The 25,549-nt window shown below is 64.3% G+C and carries 18 protein-coding genes; 5 read left to right on the top strand and 13 right to left on the bottom strand.

What is annotated here, in order from left to right:
• Positions 1 to 298: 298 nt before the first annotated feature.
• Positions 299 to 2,884 (top strand): ATP-binding protein, encoded by a 2,586-nt coding sequence (locus V2L18_RS04105; RefSeq protein ID WP_336176544.1) that lies wholly within the window; start codon positions 299 to 301, stop codon positions 2,882 to 2,884.
• A 10-nt stretch (positions 2,885 to 2,894) separates the two neighbouring features.
• On the opposite strand, the gene V2L18_RS04100 is transcribed toward V2L18_RS04105, so the two are convergent.
• Positions 2,895 to 4,199, bottom strand: coding sequence for an NtaA/DmoA family FMN-dependent monooxygenase (locus V2L18_RS04100; RefSeq protein WP_336176543.1), 1,305 nt, complete (start codon positions 4,197 to 4,199; stop codon positions 2,895 to 2,897).
• A gap of 133 nt (positions 4,200 to 4,332) precedes the next feature.
• On the opposite strand from V2L18_RS04100, the gene V2L18_RS04095 reads away from it, so the two are divergent.
• The 3 genes from V2L18_RS04095 to V2L18_RS04085 are packed head-to-tail and all read left to right on the top strand — an operon-like array spanning position 4,333 to position 7,222.
• A complete protein-coding gene (locus tag V2L18_RS04095) occupies positions 4,333 to 5,160 on the top strand; it encodes an ABC transporter ATP-binding protein (protein ID WP_336176542.1) in 828 nt (275 codons plus the stop codon).
• On the top strand, positions 5,157 to 6,170 hold the full coding sequence (locus tag V2L18_RS04090) for an iron ABC transporter permease (RefSeq protein WP_336176541.1): 1,014 nt from the start codon (positions 5,157 to 5,159) through the stop codon (positions 6,168 to 6,170). The genes V2L18_RS04095 and V2L18_RS04090 overlap by 4 nt, the downstream gene beginning before the upstream one ends.
• Positions 6,167 to 7,222, top strand: a complete 1,056-nt coding sequence (locus V2L18_RS04085) for an iron ABC transporter permease (protein ID WP_336176540.1) — start codon at positions 6,167 to 6,169, stop codon at positions 7,220 to 7,222. Before V2L18_RS04090 ends, V2L18_RS04085 begins: the two co-directional genes overlap by 4 nt.
• Before the next feature lie 51 nt (positions 7,223 to 7,273).
• Here V2L18_RS04085 and V2L18_RS04080 read toward each other — a convergent pair whose 3' ends face one another.
• Together V2L18_RS04080 and V2L18_RS04075 are read right to left on the bottom strand one after the other, a co-directional pair.
• The gene (locus tag V2L18_RS04080; protein WP_336176539.1) at positions 7,274 to 8,251 is read right to left on the bottom strand and encodes an ABC transporter substrate-binding protein; all 978 of its coding nucleotides are present in this window, start codon (positions 8,249 to 8,251) and stop codon (positions 7,274 to 7,276) included.
• Positions 8,252 to 8,255: 4 nt separating this feature from the next.
• Complete coding sequence (locus V2L18_RS04075; RefSeq protein ID WP_336176538.1) at positions 8,256 to 10,334, bottom strand: TonB-dependent receptor; 2,079 nt, start codon at positions 10,332 to 10,334, stop codon at positions 8,256 to 8,258.
• A gap of 410 nt (positions 10,335 to 10,744) precedes the next feature.
• On the opposite strand from V2L18_RS04075, the gene V2L18_RS04070 reads away from it, so the two are divergent.
• Positions 10,745 to 11,563 carry an IclR family transcriptional regulator gene (locus tag V2L18_RS04070; RefSeq protein WP_336176537.1) on the top strand — a complete coding sequence of 273 codons (819 nt, stop codon included), beginning with the start codon at positions 10,745 to 10,747 and terminating at the stop codon, positions 11,561 to 11,563.
• Here V2L18_RS04070 and V2L18_RS04065 read toward each other — a convergent pair.
• The 10 genes from V2L18_RS04065 to V2L18_RS04020 all read right to left on the bottom strand — a co-directional run bounded on the left by V2L18_RS04065 (position 11,536) and on the right by V2L18_RS04020 (position 25,142).
• Complete coding sequence (locus V2L18_RS04065) at positions 11,536 to 11,892, bottom strand: YbaN family protein (protein WP_336176536.1); 357 nt, start codon at positions 11,890 to 11,892, stop codon at positions 11,536 to 11,538. The two genes, V2L18_RS04070 and V2L18_RS04065, sit on opposite strands and share 28 nt — an antisense overlap.
• A gap of 130 nt (positions 11,893 to 12,022) precedes the next feature.
• Complete coding sequence (locus V2L18_RS04060; RefSeq protein ID WP_336176535.1) at positions 12,023 to 13,993, bottom strand: MacB family efflux pump subunit; 1,971 nt, start codon at positions 13,991 to 13,993, stop codon at positions 12,023 to 12,025.
• Between the two features lie 2 nt (positions 13,994 to 13,995).
• Positions 13,996 to 15,234, bottom strand: coding sequence for an efflux RND transporter periplasmic adaptor subunit (locus V2L18_RS04055; RefSeq protein WP_336176534.1), 1,239 nt, complete (start codon positions 15,232 to 15,234; stop codon positions 13,996 to 13,998).
• 168 nt (positions 15,235 to 15,402) lie between these two features.
• Positions 15,403 to 16,962: an efflux transporter outer membrane subunit gene (locus tag V2L18_RS04050; protein WP_336176533.1), complete on the bottom strand. Its 1,560-nt coding sequence runs from the start codon at positions 16,960 to 16,962 to the stop codon at positions 15,403 to 15,405.
• A complete protein-coding gene (locus tag V2L18_RS04045; protein WP_336176532.1) occupies positions 16,959 to 18,251 on the bottom strand; it encodes an ATP-binding protein in 1,293 nt (430 codons plus the stop codon). The genes V2L18_RS04050 and V2L18_RS04045 overlap by 4 nt, the downstream gene beginning before the upstream one ends.
• Positions 18,248 to 18,973 (bottom strand): response regulator transcription factor, encoded by a 726-nt coding sequence (locus V2L18_RS04040; protein ID WP_336176531.1) that lies wholly within the window; start codon positions 18,971 to 18,973, stop codon positions 18,248 to 18,250. The genes V2L18_RS04045 and V2L18_RS04040 overlap by 4 nt, the downstream gene beginning before the upstream one ends.
• Positions 18,974 to 19,169: 196 nt before the next feature.
• Positions 19,170 to 22,220, bottom strand: coding sequence for an efflux RND transporter permease subunit (locus tag V2L18_RS04035; protein ID WP_336176530.1), 3,051 nt, complete (start codon positions 22,218 to 22,220; stop codon positions 19,170 to 19,172).
• Positions 22,217 to 23,290 (bottom strand): efflux RND transporter periplasmic adaptor subunit, encoded by a 1,074-nt coding sequence (locus V2L18_RS04030; protein WP_336176529.1) that lies wholly within the window; start codon positions 23,288 to 23,290, stop codon positions 22,217 to 22,219. The genes V2L18_RS04035 and V2L18_RS04030 overlap by 4 nt, the downstream gene beginning before the upstream one ends.
• Complete coding sequence (locus tag V2L18_RS04025) at positions 23,287 to 24,369, bottom strand: efflux RND transporter periplasmic adaptor subunit (protein ID WP_336176528.1); 1,083 nt, start codon at positions 24,367 to 24,369, stop codon at positions 23,287 to 23,289. The genes V2L18_RS04030 and V2L18_RS04025 overlap by 4 nt, the downstream gene beginning before the upstream one ends.
• Before the next feature lie 323 nt (positions 24,370 to 24,692).
• Positions 24,693 to 25,142 (bottom strand): thioesterase family protein, encoded by a 450-nt coding sequence (locus tag V2L18_RS04020; protein ID WP_336176527.1) that lies wholly within the window; start codon positions 25,140 to 25,142, stop codon positions 24,693 to 24,695.
• Positions 25,143 to 25,549 lie beyond the last annotated feature (407 nt).

Below are 25,549 nucleotides of genomic sequence, written 5' to 3'. Positions count from 1 at the left end.
CGCTGTTTTGCGGCGCCGTCCCGTCACATCCGCGCTGCCTTCAGCACGGCCGGCTGCCCGCATGCCCGCTCTTTGCGCGGATCCCATTGCGACCGGCCCCATCCCGACTGGCCGCCCACAGTCGCATGAAAATAATTCGTATTCATTTACTCAAAATTCTGTAGTTTACAATATTTTTCATGATATGATCTCTATCATAATAATAATATAAATCGATTAGATGGAACTAATAACTAATTATAACAATACTCACTGAGATATACATGGTTTTACATATTCCGAGGAGAGGATGCCGGTAATGCCGCTAGGTAGGCCGGAAGCAGAAAAGCCCGTTCTGCGTATCGCCGGACGGATTGGCCGTTCGATCCAGCACACCATCATGCTGGTGGTTTTGCTGTGCGTCATCGTCAGCACGATGGTCGTCGGGTTTGTCGCCTACAATCGCGTGCGGACGGGTGCCGTTGAGGAGGCGAAAAAGACCCTGGTCGTGGAAGCACGGCTGATGTCGCAGAGATTTCGCAGCATTTACAGCTACATGGCCCGCGACCTGAAGATGCTGGCGGACATGCCCCCCATCCAGGGCATCATCCGCAGTTCGCGCAACGGCGGCATCGATCCGCTCGACGGGTCGACGGAAGAGCTGTGGCGCCAGCGGCTTGCCACCATCTTCACCTCGGCACTGCGCCAGCGCCCCAACAACTTCCAGCTGCGCTACATCGGCCTCGCCGACCAGGGCAGGGAAATCGTGCGCGTCGACCGCACCCAGGACGGAGCCGGATCGGTGGTGGTGCCGCCGCAGCAGCTCCAGCAAAAAGGCAACGAATTCTACTTCAAGCTCGGCGCCGTGGCGCGCTCCGGCCGTGTCGTCTTCTCGGAAGTGACCTTCAACCGGGAGTTCGGCCAGAGGGACCCCCGCAACATCCCGACGATGCGCGGCGTCCTGTCTATCGACGACGAGAGCGGCCAACGCTTCGGAATGCTCGTGATAAATGCAAATTACGCCGCAATGCTGCACGACGCCTTTGCCGCCATGCGGCCTTACGGACACACGTTCATCATCAACGGCCAGGGCGACTACATGGAGCACCCGGGCGGGATTGGCCGGGAACCGCTGCCGCTTGAACTGCACGGCGCCTACACGCGCACCCCTCCCGCCATCATCGGGAAGGTTCTCGATTCCACGCAGGACGAGGAGATCTTCGAGGACGAACAGACGGTGAGCTTCGTCATCAACAACGACGAGGGTTACGGCGGGTTCGACGACAGGGTCAGCATCGTCATCCAGGTTCCGAAGTCCGAACTCTATGCAAAGGCCAACCGGGCCGGGATGGAGGTCATGATGGCCGGGGGCATCGTGATCCTGTTTTTCGTCATCGGATCGATCTTCTTCGCGCGCGCCGTGATGATCCCGCTCAGCCGGACGGCCATTGCCATCGTGGAGAACGTCACCGACGGCCTTATCCTCGTCGACCGAAACGGCACGATCGAGCGCTTCAACCCCGGCTGCGAGCGCATCTTCGGATACGCCTCGACAGAGGTGATCGGAAAGCCCGTGTCGATGCTGATGACGCCGGAGAAGCTGGAGCGCCACAAGGATACCCTACTTCGATACGAGCAGGACGGCGTTTGCGACCTGATCGGCACCACCATCGAGGTTGAAGGTCTGCGCAAGGACGGCCAGGAAGTGCCGATCGAGGTCTCCATCAATCAGCTGAACCTCAACGGACGGACGAAGTTCTCCGCGATCATGCGCGACATCAGCGAGCGGCGAGAGATGGAACGGGTCAAGACCGAGTTCGTTTCCACCGTCAGCCACGAGTTGCGCACGCCGCTGACGTCGATACGCGGATCGCTGGGCCTGGTGGGGAAGATGATCCCGGCCGGGCTGCCCGGCAGCGTCTACCAGATGATCGCGCTTGCCCAGAAGAACACGAACCGACTGATCACGCTCGTCAACGACATCCTGGATTTCGAGAAACTGACGAGCAACGAAGTCAAGTACGAAATGGAAACGACGATCGTCCAGAACGAGCTGCGTCAGGCCGCGGAGCTCATTCGCGGCTACGCCGATCAGTTCTCGGTCAAGATCGAGCTCGACCTGCCGCCGCAACCTCTCCAGATCGTCATCGATATCAGCCGCTTCCAGCAGATCCTCGCCAACCTGCTGTCGAACGCGGTCAAGTTCTCCCCGGCGTTTTCGAGCGTCACGATCAAAGCGGTGGCCGACGGGGGCAACGTCCGCATTTCCGTCATGGATCACGGTCCCGGGATACCGGAGGAGTTTCAGGCACAGGTCTTCACCCCGTTCTCGCAGGCCGACAGCACGCCGGCCCGCAAGATCGGCGGCACGGGGCTCGGTCTGTCCATCACCAGGAAGCTGATCGAGGACATGTCCGGCGATGTCGGCTTCGAGACAAAGGCCAACGAGGGCACGACCTTCTGGATGACCTTCCCGCTCACAGTCGCCGAAATTGTCGACGTGCCGACGATCCGCCGGGCCGATGACATCCGCCTTTTGGGGCTGCATGTGGAAGACGACGCGGATTTCGCCTCCGTGCTGGCGGAAACGTTCAAGGACATGATCCTGCTGCGCCACGCCGGCGACCTGGCGAGCGCGAAGACCTGCCTTCAGGCCGAGCGGTTCGACATCATCATCATCGATGTCTCCCTGAAGGACGGCAACGGCCTCGATCTGCTCGACGAGCTGCCCGACAATTCGCATGCAGCCGTGGCCATCGTCACCGCGCTGGAAGGCGATTACAGCGATCCGCGCATCGACCTCGTCATCATCAAGTCGAAAACCGGCGCGGGCGAGATCCAGGACAAGATCATGCAGCTGCTGCTGCGCCAGCGCCAGTCCATGGCGGCGGCCGCGCGAGGCTGACGACGGCGCGCTATTCGGCCAGATGCTCGGCGAAGGTTGTGCCGGAATAATCGTTGCGGAAAAGGCCAGCTTCCGAAAGCCTTGGGATCATCTCGTCCAGCGTGCGGTGCATACACGCCACCGACCCGCCGGGCACGGCGATGAACCCGTCCATGGCGCCAGCGTCCGCCCAGTCCATGATCTCGGCGATGGCATCGTCCACGGTGCCGATCACCTGCCAGTGCGAAGATCCCATCACCTCCGGACGTGTGAGCAGATCGGCTACCGTCGGCTCATCGCGCAGGATCAGCCGCCGCAACAGGTCGGAATGGGTGCGGCTGCGCACCTTTTCCGGCGCCGTGGGCAGATCGGCCGACGTCACGCGGCGCTCGTCCGGCCAGTCGGAAAGGTCGAGCCCGGTCATTTCGAGGATCGTGGCGATCTTCCGCCCCCGGTCGGCGCGGGCATGGGTTTCGGCGAAAAGGTCCCGCGCCTCCTGCCGTGTACGGCCGAGATAGAGACTGAGACCGGGCAGTACCTTGATCGCATCGGCCGGCCGGCCGTGGCCTTCCGCGCGCGAGCGCAGGTCCCGGCGCAGATCGATGGCTGCGTCCCTGTCTGGCGTCGCCGCAAAGATCGCATCGGCGATGGAGGATGCGAAGTCGCGCCCAATCGGCGATGCGCCGGCCTGGATGAGCGGCACCGGCGAGCGGCCGAAGGACGGCAGGTTGAGCGGCCCCTTGACCGAGAAGCAGCCGCCCTCGTGGTCGATCGGGCGAATGAGGGAGGCATCCGTGCCGATCCCCGCCTCCCGGTCGTGCCGGATCGCGGCTTCGGGGAAGCTGTCCCACAGCCGGCGCACGACTTCGGTGAACTCCGCGGCGCGGGCATAGCGCTCTTCCGGCGTCGGCATGTCGGCAAGGCCGAAATTCTCGTTGCCATCGAGCGCGGTGACGATGTTCCAGCCGGCCCGGCCGTTGCTCAGCCAGTTCAGCGACTGGATCTGCCGGGCGACGACATAGGGCGGATAGAACGTCGTGGAGACGGTGGACAGCAGTCCGATGCGAGAGGTTCCGTGCGCGATAGAGGCGAGCAGGACGGTGGGGTCGAGAGCACCGAAGCCAGGCCCTGATTCGAGCATCTTCGGATGGAGAAAAAGCGTGTCCGGCCGGAAGACGAAATCGAGCTTCGCCGCCTCCGAACGCCTTGCGATATCGAGATAGTAGTCGCTCGTGAGCAGGCCTTCGACGTTGCTGTCAGGGCGCCGCCACGCCTCGCCGCTCAGCCAGGTGGGAGCGAGCGACATGCCGATGTGCAGCATCTTGTTGTTTCTCATACAGTCCAGCCTTCCTCGAAAATCCGCGCGTCACGATGCCCCGACAGACAGCGGTGCAGGGCCTTTCTAATTCTTGAGTATAATAGTATGGTTTTATCCCTACGCCTATTTGCCAAGTCGGGAATCCAAGGCTTTGCTGGAAGCCAGAAACGTCGTCGCCTCCTATGGAAAAACAAGAGTTCTCAACCGCTTGTCTGTCGGCTTCGCAACCGGCCGGCTGACCGCTCTGGTCGGCCCGAACGGCTGCGGCAAATCGACTCTCCTGAAGGCCATCATGGGCTTCGTGCCGGTCCAGTCGGGAGAGGTGACGCTGGCTGGGGTGCCGCTTGGCCGGATCGGTCGGCGGGGACTTGCCCGCCGCATCGCCTACCTGCCGCAGGAAAGCCATTGCCCGGACTACATGACGCTGGGCGAGTTGGTCGAGCTTGCCGGATACGCCCGCTATTCGCTCATCGGCGGCCCGAGCGCGCGCGACCGCAAGCTCTTCGCCCATGCGCTTGAAACGGTCGGCCTTGCCGACATGGCGAACCGGCAGGTCAACGCGCTGTCCGGCGGCCAGCGCCAGCGCGCCTTCATCGCCATGGTGCTGGCGCAGGACGCGGAGACCGTGCTGATGGACGAGCCGGTCAATCACCTCGACATGAAGTACCAGTATGCCGTTCTCGATCTGGTGCGCGAGCTGACGGAGATCCACGGAAAGACGGTCGTGACCGTGCTGCACGACCTCAACCTCACGACGACCTTCGCCGATGATGTGGTGATGATGCGCGAGGGCCGGATCGAGGCCGCGGGCGCGGTGGCGGAAACCGTGACGGCGGAGGCCGTTTCGCGCGTTTTCGGACTGGAGAGCGACATCTTCGTGCGCGACGGGCGTCTCGTCTGCCTGCCCAACCGCAGGGGACGCGGGGAGCCCGCCCTCTCGCCTGGCCCGGAATTGGACCGCAAGCGGGCACAGGCATGAGGCGGCGCTGGCTCTTTCTCGCGGCGGTCGCCCTGATCCTTCTCGCAAGCCTCCTCGCCAACCTCGCCATCGGCGCGGTGACGATCGGCTGGCGGGACGTGATCGCCGCCCTCACCCGGTTCGATCTCGACGATTACGACCATTTCGTCGTGGTCTACCAGCGGCTGCCACGCGCGCTGATCGCGATCTATACCGGCGCGCTGATGGCCGCCGGCGGCACCGTGCTGCAGGGACTCACCCGCAATCCGCTCGCCTCACCTTCCACGCTGGGCATCAACGCCGGCGCCATGCTGTTCGTGATCGTCGGCGCCTACACGTTCAACCTCGGCGTCGCCGCTCAAGGGGTGGCGGCCCTGGCCGGAGCGGCCTTCGGCTTCGTGGCCTGCCTGAGCGTGGCGCGGCTCGCCGGCCTTTCGCGCGACCCGCGCGGGCTGGCGCTGATCCTTTCGGGCGCCCTCGTCTCCATGCTCTTTGTCGGCATCGCCAACGCCTTCCTGCTGGCCGATCCGGCGCGCCGGAGCGATTTCCTCGGCTGGATCACCGGCAACATCAATCACGTCTATGCCGACCGGTTGGCCGATTTCTGGTGGATCGGCGCCCTCTCCCTCGTCGTGCTCGCCGTCATCTCCCGCCCGCTGACCCTCGTCATGCTGGGCCCCGAAAAGGCGGCCTCGGCGGGCGTCAACGTCAAGTGGACAAGCCGGATCGCGCTCGCCGCGGTCACGCTTGGCGCGGGCTCGGCGGTGGCGATCTGCGGGCCCATCGGCTTCGTCGGCCTCGTGGTTCCGCATATCGTGCGCCCCTTCACCGGCGCCGGTTTCGGCGTGACCCTGCCGGCCTCGGCGATGGTGGGCGCGATCGCCTGTCTTGCCGGCGATCTCATCGCGCGCCACGCGTTTTCGCCCTACGTGCTCCACACGGGCATCCTGACGGACCTCGTCGGCGGCATCGTCTTCGTGGCGATCGTGCGCCGCTTCTATCTCACCCCCGGCGCACGAGGCGCGACATGACCCTGACGCGCGCGACCGACGGCAAGCCGGTGCTCGCCTTCGCCTCCGGCCTCCAGATCCGGCTCGGCAATCTGGCGGCGGCCGTTTTCCTGGCCGTTCTCGCCCTGGTGCTCTCCGTCATGGCGCTGCTGGTGGGCGCGACGGAGACGGGCTTTCCCGATGTCCTGACAGGCCTTGCGGGTACGACGGTCGCCCCCGATCAGGCATTTGCGCTCATCGACGTACGGCTGCCGCGCATTGTGGTCGGCTTCATGGCCGGCTGGCTGGTGGCGATGGCGGGCGCGATGTTGCAGTCGCTTGCGCGAAACCCGCTGGCCGACCCGGGGCTCTTCGGCCTGTCGCAGGGCTCGATGGTGGTGATCATGCTGCTTCTGGTGTTCATGCCCGAAGCGCCGAAAGGCCTGATCCCGGTCGCGGCGCTTGCCGGCGGCCTCGCCGTGGCGCTGGCGCTCATCTGGCTTTCCGGCGGCGCACGCTCCAGCGGGCTCGCGATCCTGCTGATGGGCATCGCCGTCGATACGGTGCTTTCCTCCGTCACCTCGATCCTGATCCTCTACACGCCGAAGGAAACCTCCTATTCGCTGTCGGACTGGCTGGCGGGATCGTTGTTCCAGGCGAGCCCCGAGGCGATCCTCGCGATCGCGCCGTGGTTCGGCCTGAGCCTCGTCGTCGCCTTCTTCACCGGGCGCGCGCTCAAGAGCTACGATCTCGGCGACGAACTGGCACAGGCGCTCGGCGAGCCGGTCGCGTGGTCGCGCCCGCTGATCCTGCTGGCCGCCGTGCTGCTGAGCTCAGCCGCGGTGACGGCGGTCGGTCCGCTGATCTTTCTGGGGGTCATGGCGCCGCATCTGGCGGGCTTCCTGTCGCCCGCGCGCGGGCGGGCGCGGCTGATCCTGTCGGGGCTTGCCGGCGGCGTCCTCGTGGTCGGCGCCGACTGCCTGACGCGGGCCTATGCCGGCGACATCGCGTTACCGCTCGGCCTCAGCCTGACGATCCTGGGCGTGCCGCTCTTCATCATCACGCTGCGGCTCAGGGCCTTGCGGGTGAGGTAAGATGTTGTGGGGCGAGGAGCGGCGGCCAAACCGCCGCCCCAAGTCTCCGCCTCAGCGCTTCACCCAACTCTCGTAGAGATCGAGGAAATTCTCCGCACTGGCCACGCTCGGCGTTGCGAGGGGGGCGGCGTCCACAAACATGATCCGCCCCTCGCGCGCCGGTTTCAGGAAGCGCTCCCAACCGGGCATGATGCGATCGAGCCGCGCGCGGATCGCCGCCTCGTCGCGGTCCGCCTCCGCATAGCTCTTCATGACGATCAGGAGATCCGGGTCGAGACGTCCCAGGATTTCAGGCGACAGAGGAACGGCGAAGGTGGAGCCGAGCCCGCTTGCGGCACCCGCATTATCGAGCGGCACGCGGACGTAGCCGAGATCCTCCACCGCCTGGATGAGCCCCGACATGTTGCCGACGAGGCTCGCCTGATCGGAGATCATGACGGCGAGATAGGTCTTGCCCTCCGGGTCTTCGGCCAAGGACGCGCGCAGCTTTTCGAGCCGCGCGCGATAGTCGGCCTCGCGTCTTGCAAAGGCATCCTCGCGGCCGATCAGCTTCGCCAGATCCGCCTGCGCGGAAAAGCCGTGGACCTCGCCGGTGCTGCTCGCCTGAAGATAGACGGGGGCGACGGCGGAGAGCTGGTCGGCCTTGTCGCGATCATGCTCGGTGGAGACGATCAGGTCGGGGTGGAGCGCCCTCAGGCGCTCCAGATCGATGGCGCCGATGGCACCGATGCCCGATCTGGGCTGAGGCGCGTCGGGACCGAGCACGGCCGTGACGAAGTTGACAGCTGTCAACACCTTGCCCTCGTCCGTGCGTCCATAGCTGCCCACGACGGGTCCTCCGATATCGATGATCGGCACGCCCAGCAGAGGCTCATGCAGGACGACGATACGCTCGGGCCTCTCCGGCACGGTGACGGTGCGGCCGGTGTCGTCGGTGACGGTCTTTTCGCCGGCGAGGCCCGCCTCAGCGGCGAGTGCGACCGCGAGGCAGGCAACCAAGGCCGGGATGACGTTTTTCACAAGCTTCATGGGATCAGAACGTCGCCTTCATGCCGACACCGAACATGCGCGGCGAGAGCATGTAGCCTTCCGTGCCGCCGACGGAACGGTTCGCCTGCAGATAGGTGGGCTCGCGCTCGTCGAAGATGTTGTTGACGTAGCCGTAGAGCTTCAGATGATCGTTCATCTGGTAGCTCAGGCGCGAATTGGCGACCGTGTAGGGATCGACCTGATAGGCGGGGGTGTTGGCGTCGTCGGAGTAGTAGCCGTCCACGTGCTTGACGTCGACCGCCAGCAACAGCTCCGGCGTGATGTTCCATTCCACGCCCGCGCCCAGCATGTAGCCCGGCGCCTTTGAGAAATCGTTGCCCTCGTAGGCCGGCAGCAGGCTGAACTCCTCGATCTCGGTCTTCAGGATGCCGGCATTGGCGCTGCCCCTGACATTGTCCAGAAGCCGGTAGGTCATCGCCACTTCCGCGCCATACGAATAGGCGCTCTCGGCGTTCACCGTCAGGATCTGCGTGACGCCGGAGACGAGGTTCGTCGTCACGTAGCGCTGGGCATCGGTGTAGTCCATGAAGAACACGTTGCCGGAGACGAACAGCCTGTCGTTCAGGAAGTGCGCGCGGGTGAAGAGCTCGTAGTTCCACACGGTCTCCTGCTCGAAGTCCATCCAGCGGCGCTGGTAGAGATCGAGCGCCACGCCGCCGGGATTGGCGCCACGGCTGACGAGCGCGCCGACGGTGACCTCCGGGGTGAGCTCATAGGCGAGCGAGACCTTCGGCAGCCAGGCGTCGAAAGTCTGGTCATAGTCGAGATCGGTCGTGGTGAAGGACGAGGTGCCGACCCGCTGCACGCGGTCGCGCTCGTAGCGAAGGCCGCCGGTCAGCGTCCAGCGGTCGGTCAGCTTGACATCGACCTCGGCGAAGAGGCCGAGATTGTCCTTGGTGTCGTCGAAGGCGGAGTTGCCGAGATAGTTCAGCGTCTCGTCGGAATCCGTGTGGGAGTAGTAGACGCCGGCAACCCCGCTGACCCGCGTGAAGGCATCGCCGAAATTGAGCCGCGTCTCGTTGGAGACGTTGGTCTCCTCGATGATCGCCTTGCCGGCCGTCACCGGCTCGATGTTCCGCTTGGTGTAGGTATCGGAATATTGCAACTGGTTGGTCAGCTTCAGCGTGTTCTTGAACGCGTAGGTCACGTCCGCGATGCCGGTGTTGGTGCGCTGGTACCAGGTCGGCATGTTGGTCACCGTGCTGTCGAGGTCGTCATAAGGCTCGAAAGCGGATTCCTGGGTCGGGTTGTTCGACTGGGAATGCTGGTAAGTGAGCTTCGCCTCCAGCTCCGGAATGGCCTCCGGCGTCCACAGCAGCTTGGCGCGGCCGGTAAACCGCATCAGGTCGGTGTCGGTGGCGCCCGCCGTGTAGGAGGGGCTGACGTAGTCGATGAAGGTGTCGCGGCCGTAGTGGTCGAGCGCCAGGCGGAAGGCGAGATCGTTGCCGATCGGCGAATTGAACATCGCCGAGCCGCGCTTCATGTTGTAGTTGCCCACCTCGACCTGGGCAGCCCCCTCGGTGGTGAAGGTCGGATCCTTGGTGTTCACGATGATCGCGCCGGCGACCGAATTCGCGCCCTGCGAGGTGGTCTGCGGGCCGCGGAAGACCTCGATCGTATCCACGTCCCAGATCGAGGACGTGCCGTAGACATATTCGAAGTAGTTGAGGTTGTGGCCATCCATGTTGATGGTCGCGCGCGGAACGGTGCCACCGAAGAAGGCGACGGCGCCGGTGTTGGGACCCTGCGTGTCCTGACCGCGGATCGACGGCGCGGCGCCGACGGCCGAATAGTAGTTCACGTTCGGAATGTTCTGCAGCGCCCTCTCGACCGAATCATCGCCCGGCCGGGTCTCCAGGTCTGCGCTACCGACCACCGTCACCGAGCTGGCGGTCTTGTCGAGACTGCGCTCGACCTTTTCGCCGCTGACGACAATGGTGTCGAGCTCGATCACATTGCCCGCGCTGCTGGCGTCCTGCGCCACGGCAGAGGACGCCATCACAACGGAAAGGGACAGGAAGCTGACACTGCCAAGCAGACGGGCACACGCACGCGATTTCATTTTTGCCTCACCGGTTACTGCTGGCTGGCATGAAATGCTGGCTGTCAGTTATCTCGACGTTTTCATGGATTTTGCGTCGAAAGCCGCATTCCGCGCCCGGCGATTGCCCCCGGTCGGACGGCGTTGCGGCTCTCGAACATTATTCCACAATACAGAATGCATTCCGCTATACAATACGGCAATGCAGAGATCGGCAACACTGTTGCAGCGCCGCAACGCGCGCGCGACCCGGCGGAAAACCTGCCCTTGCGGCACTTTCAAGACGGATTGTCCGATGCCGTGCGCATCCTTAAGCTTGCCACCATCACCGGATGTGCGGCGGGCTTCGAAACGACTTCGCGGACCGGTCCGGAAGGCTCCCGGTCCGAACGGCCGAAATCCATTGCAGCCGAAACGGGTATTTTCTTTCGATGGTTGAAACCGACAAGGAGCACGCGCCGGAGGGCAAGCGATCGGGAACGATCCAGTCCGTCGCCATTGCCACGCGCTTTCTGGAGCTTCTGGCCAATGCGGAAGAGCCGCTGACGCTGGGTGTCCTTGCAAAACGAGCCGGAACCGGCGGTTCGACCGCGCATCGCTACCTGCAGAGCCTCGTGCAGGAGGGGCTGGCGGCGCAGGACCCGGCAAGCGGGCGCTACGATCTCGGCCCCACCGCGCTCGGCATCGGCATCGCCGCGCTGAAGCGGATCGAACCGGTCGATGTCGCTGCCAGGCACATGAAGGATCTCGTGGACCACAGCCCGGCGAGCGGTGGCGTCGCGATCTGGACCGATCGCGGCCCGACGCTGGTGCGCTGGTATCGAAGCGCCTATTTCACGATCTCGTCGCTCGCTCTCGGCGATATCCTGCCGCTCGACAACACCGCCTGTGGGCTGATGTTCCAGGCGTTTCTGCCGGCCGCGCATACTGCGCGCGCCCGTCGCCTTCAGCCCGCGCACTTTCGCGGCCACAAACCGGCCGCAGACGTGCTGGAGGCGATCCGAAACAGCTGCTGGGCCGACCTCACCAACCATTTGCTGCCGGATATCACCGGGCAGGCCGTGCCGGTCTTCGACGCCCAGCAGCAGATTGCCTGTGTCATGACGACAGTTACCAATCTCGGCCGGAAACAGGGCGCGGAGGAAGGCCGCCACCTGTTCGAAACGGCAAGGCGGGTGGCGCGCGAAACCGGCGGGACGGCCGCCTTCGAGCGGCTGGAGGCTCAGGCCGTGGGACGCGTGAAGACGTAGGCGAGACCGCAGAGCATCAGCAGCGCGACGGCGAAGGTCGGCCACGGTCCGGGATGGGAGCCGAAATAGAACAGAACGAAGCCCGCGCTCGTGCCCGCCAGCGCCAGCAGCTTCGCCCTTGCCGGGATTGCGCCGCGTTCGCGCCAGTCGCGCAGGGTGGGCCCGAAATGCCGGTGCTCCATCAGCCAGGTTTCAAGGCGCGTCGAGGAGCGCGTGAAGCAGGCTGCGGCCAGAATGAGAAACGGCGTAGTAGGCAACACGGGCAGGAACACGCCGACGAACCCGAGGCCCACGAAGAGCAATCCCAAGATCAGAAAAAGTGCCCGCATCGCGTCTCCAGTTCGATCTGTCCGGATATCCGGGCGAATTGCACCAACCAACGATGACCTTCCGTAACGGTGATATGGGCCTTTCTCGCCGCTTGAAAAGCCACGGGGCCCCGACAGCGCGCGAAGGGCGTCAGTCGCGCGACAGCGCCACGACCGGATCGAGCCTCGAGGCGTTGCGCGCCGGCAGATAGCCGAAGGCGATGCCGATCAGGCTCGAGGAGACGAAGGCGAGCACGATCGAGGAGGTCGAATAGATCAGCTGGAAGCTGGAGCCGAGCAGACTGAAGAGCACACCGAAGCCGAGCGCCGCCAGGATGCCGAGGACGCCGCCGATCAGGCAGACGAGAACCGCCTCGATCAGGAATTGCTGCAGGATGTCCGACCGCCGCGCCCCCACCGCCATGCGCACGCCGATCTCGCTGACGCGCTCCGACACCGAGACCAGCATGATGTTCATCACGCCGATGCCGCCGACCACCAGCGATATGATCGCGATTGCCGCGATCAGCAGGGACAGGGTCTGCGTCGTCGAGGTGATGGTCTTGCGGATGTCGTCGGTGTTGAGGATGAAGAAATCCTTGGTGCCGTGGCGCTGGGTCAGGAAGGCGGTGACGAGTTGTTCGGCCAGATCCGTGTCCGTATCCTCGGCCACCCGCACGGTGATGGAACGCAGCGTCTGATCGCCGAGGAAACGAGCCTGGACGGTGGTGTAGGGCAGATAGACCGAGAGCCGGTTGCTGGCGCCGAAACCGCCCTGCTGCTGTTCGGTCACCCCGATGATACGGCAGAACACGTCGCCGACCAGAATGATCCGCCCGACCGGGCTGCCCTCGATGCCATCGAACAGCGTCTTGCGGGTGTTTTCGTCGATGACGACATCCTGGGTCATGTCGCGCACGCTGTCGGCGTCAAACAGGCGCCCTTGCGCGAGCTTGGTTCCCTTCGCCTCGAAATATTGCGCCCCGACGCCGTTGATCTGGGCGTTTGCCTCCTGCGACCCGTAACGGATCGTGTCGGTGGTAGTCACCGTCGGTGTGACGGCGGCAACATAGGGCTGCTTTGCCAGTTGGTTGGCATCGGAGATCACCAGCGTCGTGATCTTGCCCGACCTGGTATCGCCGAAGTCCTTGCCCGGAAAGATCTCCAGCGTGTTGGTACCGAGGCTGGAGATGTTGGCCAGCACCTTCTGTTGCGAACCGGTGCCGAGCGCGACCACGGAGACGACGGAAGCGATGCCGATGATGATGCCGAGCATCGTCAGGAACGTGCGGACCTTGTGCGCCCTCATGGAGCGCAGCGCCATCTTGAAGGCTTCGCGGAAGCGGTCCGCCTGGGCGCGCCAGGAGGAAATCCGCGCAAGGCCACGATCCTCCGCCGCGCCGCCGGCCGGTGTCGCGCCTTCTGCCGCCGCCGTGGCCGTGCGCTTGTCGGAAACGATGCGACCATCGGAAATCTCGATGGTGCGCTCGGCGAGCGCGGCGACGCCCGGATCGTGGGTGACGATGATGACCGTCTTGCCGCTGTCGTGCAGCTCGCGCAGGATGCGCAGCACCTCGTCGGAGGAATGCGTGTCGAGCGCGCCCGTCGGTTCGTCGGCCAGGATAACGTCGGCGCCGTTCATCATCGCCCGCGCGATGGAGACGCGCTGCTGCTGTCCGCCCGACAATTGGCCCGGCCGGTGGTCGAGACGATCCGACATGCCGAGCCGGCCGAGCAGCGCCGCGGCGCGTGCCTGCCGCTCCCGCGGCGCCTGGCCGGCATAGATCGCCGGGATTTCGGTATTGGCGAGCGCCGTCAGTTCCGACAGGAGATGGTAGCGCTGGAAGATGAAGCCGAAGTGCTCGCGCCGCAGCGCAGCCAGTTCGTCCGGCTCCAGCGCGGAGGTTTCGCGCCCGGAAATCCTGTAGCTGCCGCCCGACGGCCGATCGAGGCAGCCGAGAATGTTCATGAGCGTCGACTTGCCCGATCCCGACGCACCGATGATGGCGACGAACTCGCCTGCCTCAATGGTCAGGTCGATGTCGTCGAGCACCGTCAGCATGCCCTCGCCCGCCGGAAATTGCCGGCGCAGCTTGCTCAGCTGGATGAGAGGCTCCGCCATCGCTAGAGCCCCATCGGCGGAGGTCCGCGACGGGATGAGGATTGGGTCACGGACGCTGTCGTCAACCGCCCGGAGACCACCCGATCGCCTTCCTTCAGACCCGACTTCACCTCCGCCGTCACCTTGTCATTCAGACCGATCTCGACTTTCCGGCTTGAAATCGTACCGTCCGCGGCAAGCACCTGAACCGTATAGCTGCCGTCGCTGGCCTGCTTGCCGAGGGCCGAGGCCGGGATCGTCAGCACGTCCTTCGCCTGACCGAGAATGATATGAACCTCGGCGGTCATGTAGGTGCGCAGCTTTCCATCCGGATTCGGGACGTTGAAGATGCCGTTGTAGTAGATCGCCTCGGATGAACTCGATGAAGACGAGGAGGAGGAAGAGGAAGAAGACGATGAAACCAGACTGTCGCTGGTGATCGATTCCGGCGCCGGCTCTATCGATTCCAGGGTGGAATCGTAGCGCCGGCCCGGTTCGCCAAGGATCGTGAAGTAGACGGGCTGACCCGGTTCGACATTGACAATGTCGGCTTCCGAGATCTCGGCACGGACCGTCATGATGTCGAGCTGACCGAGGATGACGATCGTCGGCGCCGACTGGGAGGCGTTGACGGTCTGGCCTTCCTGGCTGGAGATCCAAAGCACCGTTCCCTCGATCGGGGCGGTGATCTTGGTGTAGTCGAGATCGGCCTGTGCGTTCTCGACGGCGACTTCGGCTTCCACGATCTGCGCTTCAAGCGCCGTGATCTGCGCCTCCGCCGTCTTCACGTCGGCTTCCGCCGTGTCGAAATCGGCCTGGGAAACCGCGTTCTGCGCCACCATGCGGCGCTGGCGGTTCAACGTCTGTTTGGCAAGCACCAGGGTGGCTTCCTTTTCCACCTTCTGGGCCTTCACGTTGGCAAGCGTCGCCTCCGCCGTACGCAGATCGTATTGCTGGGTGATGGAATCGATCTCGGCGATAAGGTCGCCCTTCTTCACCTGCTCGCCGAGCTTCACCTTCAAAGAGGTGATCCGGCCGGAAACCTGCGCACCCACGGCAACGAGCTTGACCGGCTTCAGGAGCCCCGTCGCCAGCACGCTCTCCTCCACGTCGCCCTTCGTGACGACGGCGGTCATGATGTTGGGCTTGTCGTCGGCGAGGAAGCGGTCGCGATAGGCATAGGCCACGGCAGCCACGATCACCAGCAGACCACCCAAAATGAGAAGACGTCGCCGGAGCCTGCTTTTCTTATCTGTCGTCATCCACTCTGCCTGAAACTCTCGCAAGCGGCCTCATCCGCTCCGCGCTGCCCGCGCGGGGCCGGGAAACGGCCCGCGCGGCAATCTGCGGCGCACACTGCCTCTGCGTACTTGAACACAGGATGAACCGGCACTTCTTGTACGTTCGCCCGGACAAGCCCGGGCGCACGATCATTCGGGCCGCTGCGGGGGAACCGCCTCGATCTTTGCGAAGTGGGGCCCGGTATTGGTATCGACCACCTCCGGCTTGGAGGCATCGATGGCACCGTTCCAGCCGCCGCCGAGCGCCTTGTTGAGCGAGACGTAGGCGGTGGCGATCGCAACCTGGCTCTGGATCATCGAATCCTCGGCCGAATAGAGCGAGCGCTCCGCATCCAGAACGTCGAGGAAGCTGGTAGAGCCGGTCTGGTAGAGAGCCCGGGACAGCTTGGCGGCGCGGCGATAGCCATCCACCGAGCGCGACAGCTTGACGATCCGGATGCGCTGCTGGCGCAACGACACGAGAGCGTCTTCCACGTCCTGCATCGCCGTCAGGATCGACGACTTGTAGGCGATGAAATACTCATCGCGCTCGGCCTTGGCCACATCGACAGCTGCCTTGAGCTGCCCGCCCCTGAAGATCGGCACGCTCACGCTCGGGCCGAAGGACCAGGCGATGGTGGAGTTCTTTGCCAGATCGCCGATCTCCAGCGCGGAGGTGCTGAGCGCGCCGGTCAGGCTGACGCTGGGATAGCGGGCGGCCTCGGCTTCGCCGACCTTGGCCGTGTACTGCGCCAACTGACGCTCCGCAAGGCGGACGTCGGGCCGGTTCACGAGAACGTCGGCGGGAATGCCGGCGGGAAGCGGAAGCTTCGGCCGGGGAATGCGCCGCGGCTGCTTCAGACGATCAGCCACCGAGGCGGGCGGACGACCGAGCAGCACGCCGATCTGATGGACGGCTTCCGCGTAGGAGGTGCGCAGCGTCGGGATTTCCGCTTCCGTGCTGGCGGCCTGACCGTTGGCATTGGCGACATCGAGACCCGACGTCCCGCCGGCCCGGAACTGCTTTTCGGTAAGATCGGCGGTCTCGTTCTGCGATGCGGCCGTGCGCTGGGCCAAGGCGATCCGCGCCTGATAGCCGCGTGCCTCGACATAGTAGGTGGCCACGTCGCCGACCAGCGTCAGCAGCACGTCGCGCAGGTTTTCCTCGGCCGCGTCCACGCCGTATCCGGCCGCCTCCTTGGCCCGGCGATTGGCGCCGAATATGTCGAGTTCCCAACTTGCGTCGAAGCCGGCGTCGAACAGATTGGAAACCGTACCCTTGCCGCTATCGACATTGGTCGAGGTCTTGGAACGGGTGCCGGAACCCGAGGCATCGAGCGTCGGGAACAGTTCGCCGGTCGTCTGGCGGTAGCTCGCGCGCGCCTGACGAATGCGCGCCTTGGCCGTGGCAACATCGAGATTGCCGTCGACCGCCTCATCGATCAGCTCGTTCAGGATCGGATCGTTCAGCCGCGTCCACCAGTGCTCGAGCGCGGGGATGCTTTGCGAATGCTCCTTGCCCGCATGAGCCCATTTCGCCGGCATGACGATGTCGGGCACCTTGTAGTCGGGTCCCACAGCGCAACCGGCCAGCAGCGACAGGGACAGCGTCACGCTGACATAACGCAGCGCTGCCCTAACGGAAGTGCGCGGACGGCCGCGGCCCGGGGACGAGATCGCCTCCGCGGCACGAGAGGTCAGTGGTGTCATGAGGAGCACTCTGCAGGGTTGGCCGGGCACTGACGTTCCGTCACCTCGGCATGCGGAAAAATGATCGTTTGAAGCAGACCATGAGGTACGCGATTCGCGACGGTTATGGTGCCCCCAAAACGCTCGATGATCTCGCGCGCGATGACCATTCCGAGCCCCGCGCCGGGTATGGTCTTGCGTCTCGCGATATCGACGCGGAAGAAGGGTTCGAAGATCTGACCAATCAGGTCCTCCGGAATTCCAGGGCCGTTGTCGACGATGGTGATGACGGCCTGCGTTCCGTGCCTTTCGAGCGAAACGAGGGCGCCGCCACCGTGCGTGGCTGCATTCACGACCAGATTAGTCAATGCGCGGCGCAAAGCAACCGCCCCGCCGGTCACGGTCAACGGCGGAATCCCGCCCGCCTCCACGGGCAGGCCTGCCAGGGCGGTGTCGTCGACGATCGAGCGCAACAAGTCCCCCAACGGAACCGGCTCATGACCGTCCGACCGGGTTTCCTCGCGCACCAGACAGATGGCGCTATCCGCAATCTGGTCGAGTTCTGCCAGATCGGCGAGCCATTTTTCCCGATCCTCGTCGGGAAGAAACTCCACGCGCAGCCGCATCCGGGTCATCGGCGTGCGCAAATCATGGCCAGCGGCGGCAACGAGACGCATGCGACTCTCCATCGCCGACTTCAGGCGTCGGGAAAGCCGGTTGAGCGCCCGCGCCGTCGCGCGAACCTCGCTCGCTCCGATCTCGGGAACAGCCGGCAGCATTCCGTCGGGCCCGACGGCGGCCACAGCGGATTCGATCAGCCGGAGCGGTCGCGTGATCTTTGCCGCCGCGATGATCGAAATCACCGTGCTGCCGGCAACGATCAGGAGAATCCACATCGCGAAACTCGGCCACCCGTTGGGCGGAGAAAAATCGGGCATGCGGGTGACAAGCCAGTTCCCGCCGCCGAGATCGAGCGAAGCCGTGAGCACGAAGCCGTCTGGCTCGCGCGTCACGACAACCCTGTCGGCAGGCCCGGTGTTCTCAAGCGCGCGGGTCAGGAACATGGTGGCCGCCCTGTCCACCGGCCCTTCGGCGGGCTTGCGACGGATATCGACGCCAGCCGATCGCGCGGCCTCTCCGTCTTGTTGCACGAGGTTTGCAAGAACATGAATCTGTTGGGCGACCGACTTCGCGGCCGTCTCCGGCAGAGGATGACGGAATGCGACCAACGCGGCGACCGTCGCCAGGCCGACCACCAGAACGATGGCCAGAATGAGCAGCGCGGCGATGCGGAAACCGAGCGACTTCATCCCGGCATCTTCTCGCTGGCGACGGGAACGACAAGCTGATAGCCCCCGTTTCGCACCGTGCGAAACAGCGCGTCGCGCTGCCCCTCACCGAGCTTGCGTCGCAGCCGGCTCATCAGCACGTCAATCGACCGGTCGCCGGGCTCAAGGCTCCTCCCCTGGGTGATGTCGAGCAGTTGATCGCGCGAAAGCAGCCGGCCCGGCCGGTCGAGAAAGACCTTCAGAAGATCGAATTCCGCACCCGTCAGATCGATCCGATCCCCGGTATCACGCCTCACCTGGCGCATTTCGGGCTCGACGACGAGATCCAACAGGCGATAGCTCCGCACCGGCTCGGCGGGTTCGCTGTCTTGGTTGATGCGGCGCAGTACTGCCTTGATACGCGCCGTCAGTTCGCGCGGATTGAACGGCTTGCCAAGATAGTCGTCGGCGCCGATCTCCAGACCGATGATCCGATCCACATCCTCCTTGAGCGCCGTCAGCAGGATGACGGGAACGCTCGGCCTTCGCGAACGCAGCGCGCGGCAGATGTCGAGGCCCGACCCGTCGGGGAGCATCACGTCCAACACCACGAGATCGGGAACGCTGTCGCCAATGCTGCTCTCGCATTCGCGACGGCTGGAAGCCATGGTCACTCGAAAGCCCTGATCCACCAGATAGCGGCCGAGCAGCGAGCGGATTTCGCGGTCGTCATCGACGACGAGAATACGGGGCCCTTGAGACATCAGATTTCTTCCGGTTACCCGACGCATGTAACCTGCCGGATGCCGATGCGGTCAAAAATCTTGCAACGAAATGTTTCTGAGGCGCGCCAGCAACGTTCGTTTACAAAATTCCAGCCCTCCCGGAAACACAGGCCCAAGCAACCGGGAAGTCCCGCCGCCGCGCAGCCGGCTCGGCCCACGCTCTGCGCGGCGACCGTCAGGCCGCGTCTTCCTGCGGCTCCTCCAGCCTGTAGCAGGCGACATAGAGCGCCGGCACGAACAAAAGCGTGATGAGCGTACCGGCGATGATGCCGCCCATCATGGCGTAGGCCATCGGCCCCCAGAAGACCTCGCGCGAGATCGGGATCAGCGCCAGCGACGCCGCGGCCGCCGTCAGCAGGATCGGACGCGCGCGCATCTCGCTCGCCCGGAAGACCGCGGTCCAGGAATCCAGTCCCTCGTCCTGCAGGATGCCGATCTGGTGGACCAGGATGACGGAGTTGCGGATCAGGATGCCGACGAGGGCCAGCACGCCGAGGATGGCGACGAAGCCCAGTGGCGCACCGCTCGGCAGCAGCGCCGCCACCACGCCGATCAGCCCCAGCGGAGCGGCGCTCAACACGATGAACATCGCGCCGAAGCTCTGCATCTGGATCATGATCAAAAGCAGCATCGCCAGCACCATGAACGGCACCACCTTGAGGATCGGGCCCTGGCTTTCGCCGCTCGATTCAACCGTGCCGCCGATTTCCACCCCGTAGCCGTCGGGTAAGCGGGATGCGAATGCCTGGATCGACGGCGTCAGCTCGTTGACGATGGTTGCCGGCTGGGTATCGTCGACGATCGCCGCGCTGACGGTGATCGTCGGCGTGCGCGAGCGGGTGTAAAGGATCGGATCCTCGTAGCCGTAGCCATAGCTCACGAGGCTGGCCAGCGGGATCGCCGCGCCCTTGGCGTTGGTGAGTTGGAGGTTCTCGATGGCCTCGATGGAGTCGCGGTCGGATTTCCTGCCGCGCGCGACCACGTTTATGAGGTAGATGTCGTCGCGCACCTGGGTGACGGTGACGCCGTCCAGCACCTGATTCAGCGTCGAGGCGATGGCCTGAGAGCTGACGCCGAGCTGGCGCGCCTTGTCCTGCAGGATCTTCACCTGAAGCACGCGCGCCGGCTCGTTCCAGTTCATCACGATCTTTTCCAGCCGTTTGTCCTTCGCCATCAGCGCAGCAAGCTCGCGCGCCTTGGTCCGCACCGTCTCCACGTCGGGACCGCCGAGGCGGTACTGCACGGGGCGCCCGACCGGAGGACCGAGCTCCAGCGTCTTGACGTAGACATCCGAGCCGTAGAAGTGCTTTGCCGCGTAGGCTTCCAGACGCGCCTGCACCCGCTTGCGCGCCTCAAACCCCTTTGTGACGATCACCACCTGTCCGAAGAACGGATTGGAGGGCTGCACGTCGTAGGCGAGGATGAAGCGTACGGCGGAACGACCCACATAGGAGCTCCAGTGGTCGATGTCCGGATCGCCCTCAAGGGTCGCTTCCAGTTCGTCCATCTGGGCCTTTGTGGCCTTGATCGTTGAATTGTGGCGAAGGGTGAAATCGACCACCAGTTCCGGCCTGTCGGAGGACGGGAAGAACTGCTGCTGCACGAACTGCATGGCGAAGACGGAGGCCGCGAACAGCGCCACCGTTATGGCGATCGTCACGTAGCGCCAGCGCATGGCCGTCTTCAGGAGCTTCGAGAACGTGCGGCGCAAGCGGGACGGCGTCTCGTCGTGCTTCTTCATGCTGCGCGGCAGAAAGACCACGCCCAGCAACGGCGCGAACAGCACCGCCACGATCCATGACAGCAGCAGCGACAAGGCCAGCACCTGAAACAGCGAAAACGTGTATTCGCCGGCGTTCGAGGTGTTGAAGCCGATGGGCAGGAAACCGGCGACCGTCACCAGCGTGCCCGTGAGCATGGGAAAGGCGATCGAGGTCCAGGCGAAACTCGCCGCGGTCTTCCGGTCGTCGCCGGCCTCAAGCCTGGAGACCATGGTCTCGATGGCGATCATCGCGTCATCCACGAGAAGGCCGAGCGCGATGATCAGGGCACCGAGCGACACCCGCTGCAGCGTGATGTGCATCAGGTCCATGCCGACGAAGGTGATCGCCAGCACCAGCGGAATGGAAAGTGCAACGACAAGGCCCGCACGCAAGCCCAGGGACACGAAACTGACAACGAGGACGATCGCGACGGCCTCGAACAGGGCGCGGGTAAAGCCGCCGACGGCTTCCTCGACGATCTGCGACTGGTCCGCCACCTTGTGGACCGAGACGCCGATCGGGAGCCCGGCCTCGATGCGCGCCATCTCCGCCTTCAGCTCCTCGCCGAAATCGAGAATGTTGCTGCCGCTCTTCATGCCGATGGCAAGCCCGATCGCCGGCTGGCCCTTATAGCGGAAGAGCGTCGAGGGCGGGTCCTCGTAGCCGCGGGTGATGGTGGCCACGTCGGACAGACGGAAGAAGCGGTCGTTCACCCTGAGATTGACGGCCTTGAGGCTGTCTTCGGAGGTGTACTGGCCGTTGACGCGCACGAGGATGCGCTCCGGCCCGGCCTGCACGACGCCGGAGGGCGCGATGGCGTTCTGCGATTGCAGCGTGTCGAGGATCTGCTGCCGGTCGAGACCGAGGGCGGCGACCTTGCGCAGCGAGAATTCCAGATAAATCACCTCGTCCTGCGCGCCGATCAGATCTACCTTGCCGGCATCGGGCAGGGCTATGATCCTGTCGCGCACGTTTTCCACGTAGTCGCGCAGCTGGCGCTGGGTCAGGCCGTCGGAGGTGAACGCATAGACGTTGCCGAAGACGTCACCGAACTCGTCGTTGAACGAGAAGCCCTGAAACTCGCTCGGGAATTGCGAGCGGATATCCGACATCATGTTGCGCACATGTTGCCAGATGCCCTTCACGTCGCGACCGGGCGTGGTGGGCAGCAGGTTCACGAAAACGACGGACTGGCCGGGGGTGGTGATCGAGCGCGTGTAGTCGAGCGTGTCGAGTTCCTGCAGCTTCTTCTCGATGCGGTCGGTCACCTGCTTCGTCATCTCGCGCACGTTGGCGCCCGGCATGGAGGCGGAGACCACCATCGTCTTGATGGTGAAGCTCGGATCCTCCTCGCGGCCGAGATTGAAATAGGACATCACGCCCGCGACCAGCGAGACGATCATCAGGAACCAGACGAAGGAGCGGTGACGCAGCGCCCAGTCGGACAGATTGAAGGATGTCATGGGCGCTCTTCTCCGAACACGGATACCTGCTGGCCTTCCTTGAGGCTATGGATGCCGGCAACCACCACGCGCTCTCCCGCTTCAAGCCCGGAGCTTATGGCCACCGCGCCGGCCAAAATGGCGCCGGTCTTCACCTCCCGCCGATGCACGGCACCGTCTTCGACCACCCAGACGAATGTCTTCCCGCCATCTTCCAGGATCGCGCTTTTCGGCACGGTCAGCGCCGCCGCGTTCTGCCCCTGGGGGCGGACGCTTATAAGCGAGCCGAGGCGAAAGGCCGCCGGCGGATTCTCAAGCAGGATGCGAACGCGGTTGGTGCGGGTCAGCGCGTCCGCTTCAGGCGCGACCTCCCGCACCTTTCCCTGAGCCCGGATCGCGGGATCGGTCTGCAGCCGGACGCTGAAGGGAGCGCCGGTGTCGACCGTGTCGATGAGGTCGCTCGGAATATCCACGACGGCCTCGCGCACATCGACGCGAGCAAGCGTCATCACCGTCTCGCCGGCGGAGACGACCTGACCGACATCGGCCGAGCGCGCGGTGATGACACCGGCAAAGGGTGCTGTGAGAATGGCATAGGACAGCGCGTTCTCCGCCTTGGCGAGATCCGCCTGGGCTTCGGTCACGGATGCTTCCGCGGAGGTCTGCGACTGTTCGGCGGTTTCCAGATCCGCGGAAGAGACGGTGTTTTTCTCAAACAGGGCCTTCGCCCGGCCGAGGCTCGCGCGCGCATTCTGTGCCTGGGCGCGGGCAGATGCCAGTTGCGCCTTGGCCTGACGGACGCTTGCCTCAAGCGTTTCCGCATCGATATGCGCAAGCTCAGCGCCGGCCTGGACCTGATCGCCCACATCAGCATCGAGCGAAACGATCCGGCCGAGCGTGCGGAATGCGAGCTTGGTCTCGTAGCGGGGTTCGACCGTGCCGGAGAAACCCTCGATATGGGCGGCGACCTGACTGGCTTCCTCTGTAAGCACGGGGCGCGGCGCGGCAGCCTCGGCGGAGGTCGGCTCATCGTCTCCGCAGGCGGCAAGCGCAAGCATCATCAGGAGAGGCAAAAAACGGGCCGGCTTCATTTGTCCGCCTCCCCTTCCCCGACGGGCTGAACCGTTTCCCCCGGACGCAGCATCTGCGATCCGGTCGTGACCACCCGGTCACCCGGCTTCAATCCCTCCGCCACCAGGATGCGGCTGGAATCGTAGCGTTCAATCCGTATCGGACGCAGCGCGACCGTATTGTCGGCGGGATCGACCACCCACACGGCAGGCCGGCCGTTGTCCGCGGCAAGCGCCAGCCACGGCAGCACGATGACATCTTCCGGAAGCGTCCGGCTGACGCTGCCGGCGACGGCGGACCCGAGCTGCATCTCCGGCGGCACCCGATCGAGGCCGATCTTGACCTTGACGGTGCCCGTCTGCGGATTGATCAGCGGCGAGACCTCCCGGATGCGACCCGTGGTGGTCACGGCCGGGTTCGACAGGAGCGACACGGAAACGCTTGATGGCGCCGGACCGGTGAGCAGCTGTTCCTGGATCTCGAAGATAGCGTCCCGATCGCCGTCATTGGCGAAGTTGAAGACGCTCTGCGCGGCACCCACGACCTGCCCCGGGTCGACATTGCGCTCGGTCACGATGCCGTCGGCCTCCGCCTTCAGCACGGTGTCCGCGAGGTTGCTGTTCGCAGTCGTCAGCTGCGCCCTGGCGCTGTCGAGCATGCTCTTCGCCGTCTTCAGCGCCTTCTCCGCGGCATCGTAGTCGGAGCGGGTGGTGAAGCCGCTCGCGAGCAGCTTCTTCTGTCGCTCGAATGTCGAGCTGGAATTCTTGAGCTGAGCCTGCGCGGAGGTGACGGCGGCCTTCGCGGAGGCGACGTCGGCCTCCTGCTCGGTCGGATCGATGCGGGCGAGAACGTCGCCCTTGGCGAGATGGTCGCCAACATCGACATAGACGTCGGATACGCGGCCGCCCACCTTGAACGACAATGCGGCCTCGTTGCGCGCCGCGATCTCGCCGGTCAGCGTCGTCTCGTCGACATAGGGCTGCAGCGTGACGGTGACAGTATCGACGCGCTTGCCGTGCGGCGGATCCTCCGCAGCCATGGCCACGTGTCCGATGGCAAGGACGGCGAATGCGCCGGCCGCCGCCGCGCGCAGGCGCATCCGAAAGCTCCGGTCATGGAAGCGATGCTGTTCGACCCGGTTCAAATCGGCGCTCCGGATGCTGACGGGCCTGAGGTTCTGCGAATGTTCAACGGGGGTCCCTTTGAATGAGACGGGCTTGAGAAGCGGCGGGCGACAAGGTGTCGGCGAATGAAACGACTCATCACCGTCGATCAGGCGCAATCGCTCAACTGTCTGACATCTCGAGCTTGTGAACGGGACCCTCACCCGGATCCCGAATTGCGGCACAAGATTGGCGCGTCGGCGGGTTTCCTTCAATACCCCGTTTCAGTTGTTCGTAAAGCTGGGGAAAGCACGGGCTCTCAGGCACCCGGCGGCATGAGGATCTTCCCGAGCGCCGCGCGCATGGCCGGATCGAGCGGCACCGGGCGGCGCGTTTCCCTGTCGACATAGACGTGGATGAAGAACCCTTCCGCACTCGCCGCGTTCTCGTCGTTACGGAAGAGGCCAACCTCGTAGCGCACCGACGAGGTTCCGATCCGTGCGACCCGAATGCCGGCGGTGACGACATCCGGAAAGGCCATTTCAGCGTGGTAACGGCACCCCGTCTCGACCACAAGTCCGATCCGGCCGCCGGTGCGGATATCCAGCACCTCCGCCTCCACGAGCCAGCCGTTGACCGCCGTATCGAACAGCGAATAGTGAACGACATTGTTCATGTGGCCATAGATGTCGTTGTCCATCCAGCGCGTGGGGATCGCGCGGAAGGCCCGGTAGGCGCCGCGCTCGGCGGGAGCGGGTCTTTGCGTCATTTGCCGTTGTTCCCGCTTGGGCGGTGCGTGCACAACTCGGGCATGAATTCTTCTCCTCCTGCAGACATCCCAGATTACCGCGCTCGTTTCGAACATAAGCCGCGCGGGCTATCAAAAGTCCATTTGGACTTCATCTTGATGACAGCGCCTTCGAAGTCCCGACGAGACGACGCAATCAACACTCCGCTCGCCGCAAGACCCTAAAGAAGAAAGACGAATACCCGTGTGGCAATTTTTTATTCAAAAACTAAGCGTCTTCCCATTTCACCACACCCGAATTTCGACAACCCTGTCCGACACCGTACAAAAGCCAATATTTCCGGCTTATATACTTCAATCGGTTCGACTCTCTGGGTGAGAACGCGTATAGTCACTCTACCGTCGGCTTTCGCGAGAAAGACACGACG

The sequence above is a fragment of the Breoghania sp. JC706 genome, from assembly GCF_037026715.1.
GTDB lineage: Bacteria > Pseudomonadota > Alphaproteobacteria > Rhizobiales > Stappiaceae > Breoghania.
This window is presented reverse-complemented; position numbering and strand designations above follow the sequence as displayed.

Bases quoted from the DNA above. Each gene is read 5' to 3' on its own strand.
- V2L18_RS04105 (WP_336176544.1), top strand. From the start codon at position 299: ATGCCGCTAGGTAGGCCGGAAGCAGAAAAGCCCGTTCTGCGTATCGCC.
- V2L18_RS04100 (WP_336176543.1), bottom strand. From the start codon at position 4,199: ATGAGAAACAACAAGATGCTGCACATCGGCATGTCGCTCGCTCCCACC.
- V2L18_RS04090 (WP_336176541.1), top strand. From the start codon at position 5,157: ATGAGGCGGCGCTGGCTCTTTCTCGCGGCGGTCGCCCTGATCCTTCTC.
- V2L18_RS04085 (WP_336176540.1), top strand. From the start codon at position 6,167: ATGACCCTGACGCGCGCGACCGACGGCAAGCCGGTGCTCGCCTTCGCC.
- V2L18_RS04080 (WP_336176539.1), bottom strand. From the start codon at position 8,251: ATGAAGCTTGTGAAAAACGTCATCCCGGCCTTGGTTGCCTGCCTCGCG.
- V2L18_RS04075 (WP_336176538.1), bottom strand. From the start codon at position 10,334: ATGAAATCGCGTGCGTGTGCCCGTCTGCTTGGCAGTGTCAGCTTCCTG.
- V2L18_RS04070 (WP_336176537.1), top strand. From the start codon at position 10,745: ATGGTTGAAACCGACAAGGAGCACGCGCCGGAGGGCAAGCGATCGGGA.
- V2L18_RS04065 (WP_336176536.1), bottom strand. From the start codon at position 11,892: ATGCGGGCACTTTTTCTGATCTTGGGATTGCTCTTCGTGGGCCTCGGG.
- V2L18_RS04060 (WP_336176535.1), bottom strand. From the start codon at position 13,993: ATGGCGGAGCCTCTCATCCAGCTGAGCAAGCTGCGCCGGCAATTTCCG.
- V2L18_RS04055 (WP_336176534.1), bottom strand. From the start codon at position 15,234: ATGACGACAGATAAGAAAAGCAGGCTCCGGCGACGTCTTCTCATTTTG.
- V2L18_RS04050 (WP_336176533.1), bottom strand. From the start codon at position 16,962: ATGACACCACTGACCTCTCGTGCCGCGGAGGCGATCTCGTCCCCGGGC.
- V2L18_RS04045 (WP_336176532.1), bottom strand. From the start codon at position 18,251: ATGAAGTCGCTCGGTTTCCGCATCGCCGCGCTGCTCATTCTGGCCATC.
- V2L18_RS04040 (WP_336176531.1), bottom strand. From the start codon at position 18,973: ATGTCTCAAGGGCCCCGTATTCTCGTCGTCGATGACGACCGCGAAATC.
- V2L18_RS04035 (WP_336176530.1), bottom strand. From the start codon at position 22,220: ATGACATCCTTCAATCTGTCCGACTGGGCGCTGCGTCACCGCTCCTTC.
- V2L18_RS04030 (WP_336176529.1), bottom strand. From the start codon at position 23,290: ATGAAGCCGGCCCGTTTTTTGCCTCTCCTGATGATGCTTGCGCTTGCC.
- V2L18_RS04025 (WP_336176528.1), bottom strand. From the start codon at position 24,369: ATGCGCCTGCGCGCGGCGGCGGCCGGCGCATTCGCCGTCCTTGCCATC.
- V2L18_RS04020 (WP_336176527.1), bottom strand. From the start codon at position 25,142: ATGACGCAAAGACCCGCTCCCGCCGAGCGCGGCGCCTACCGGGCCTTC.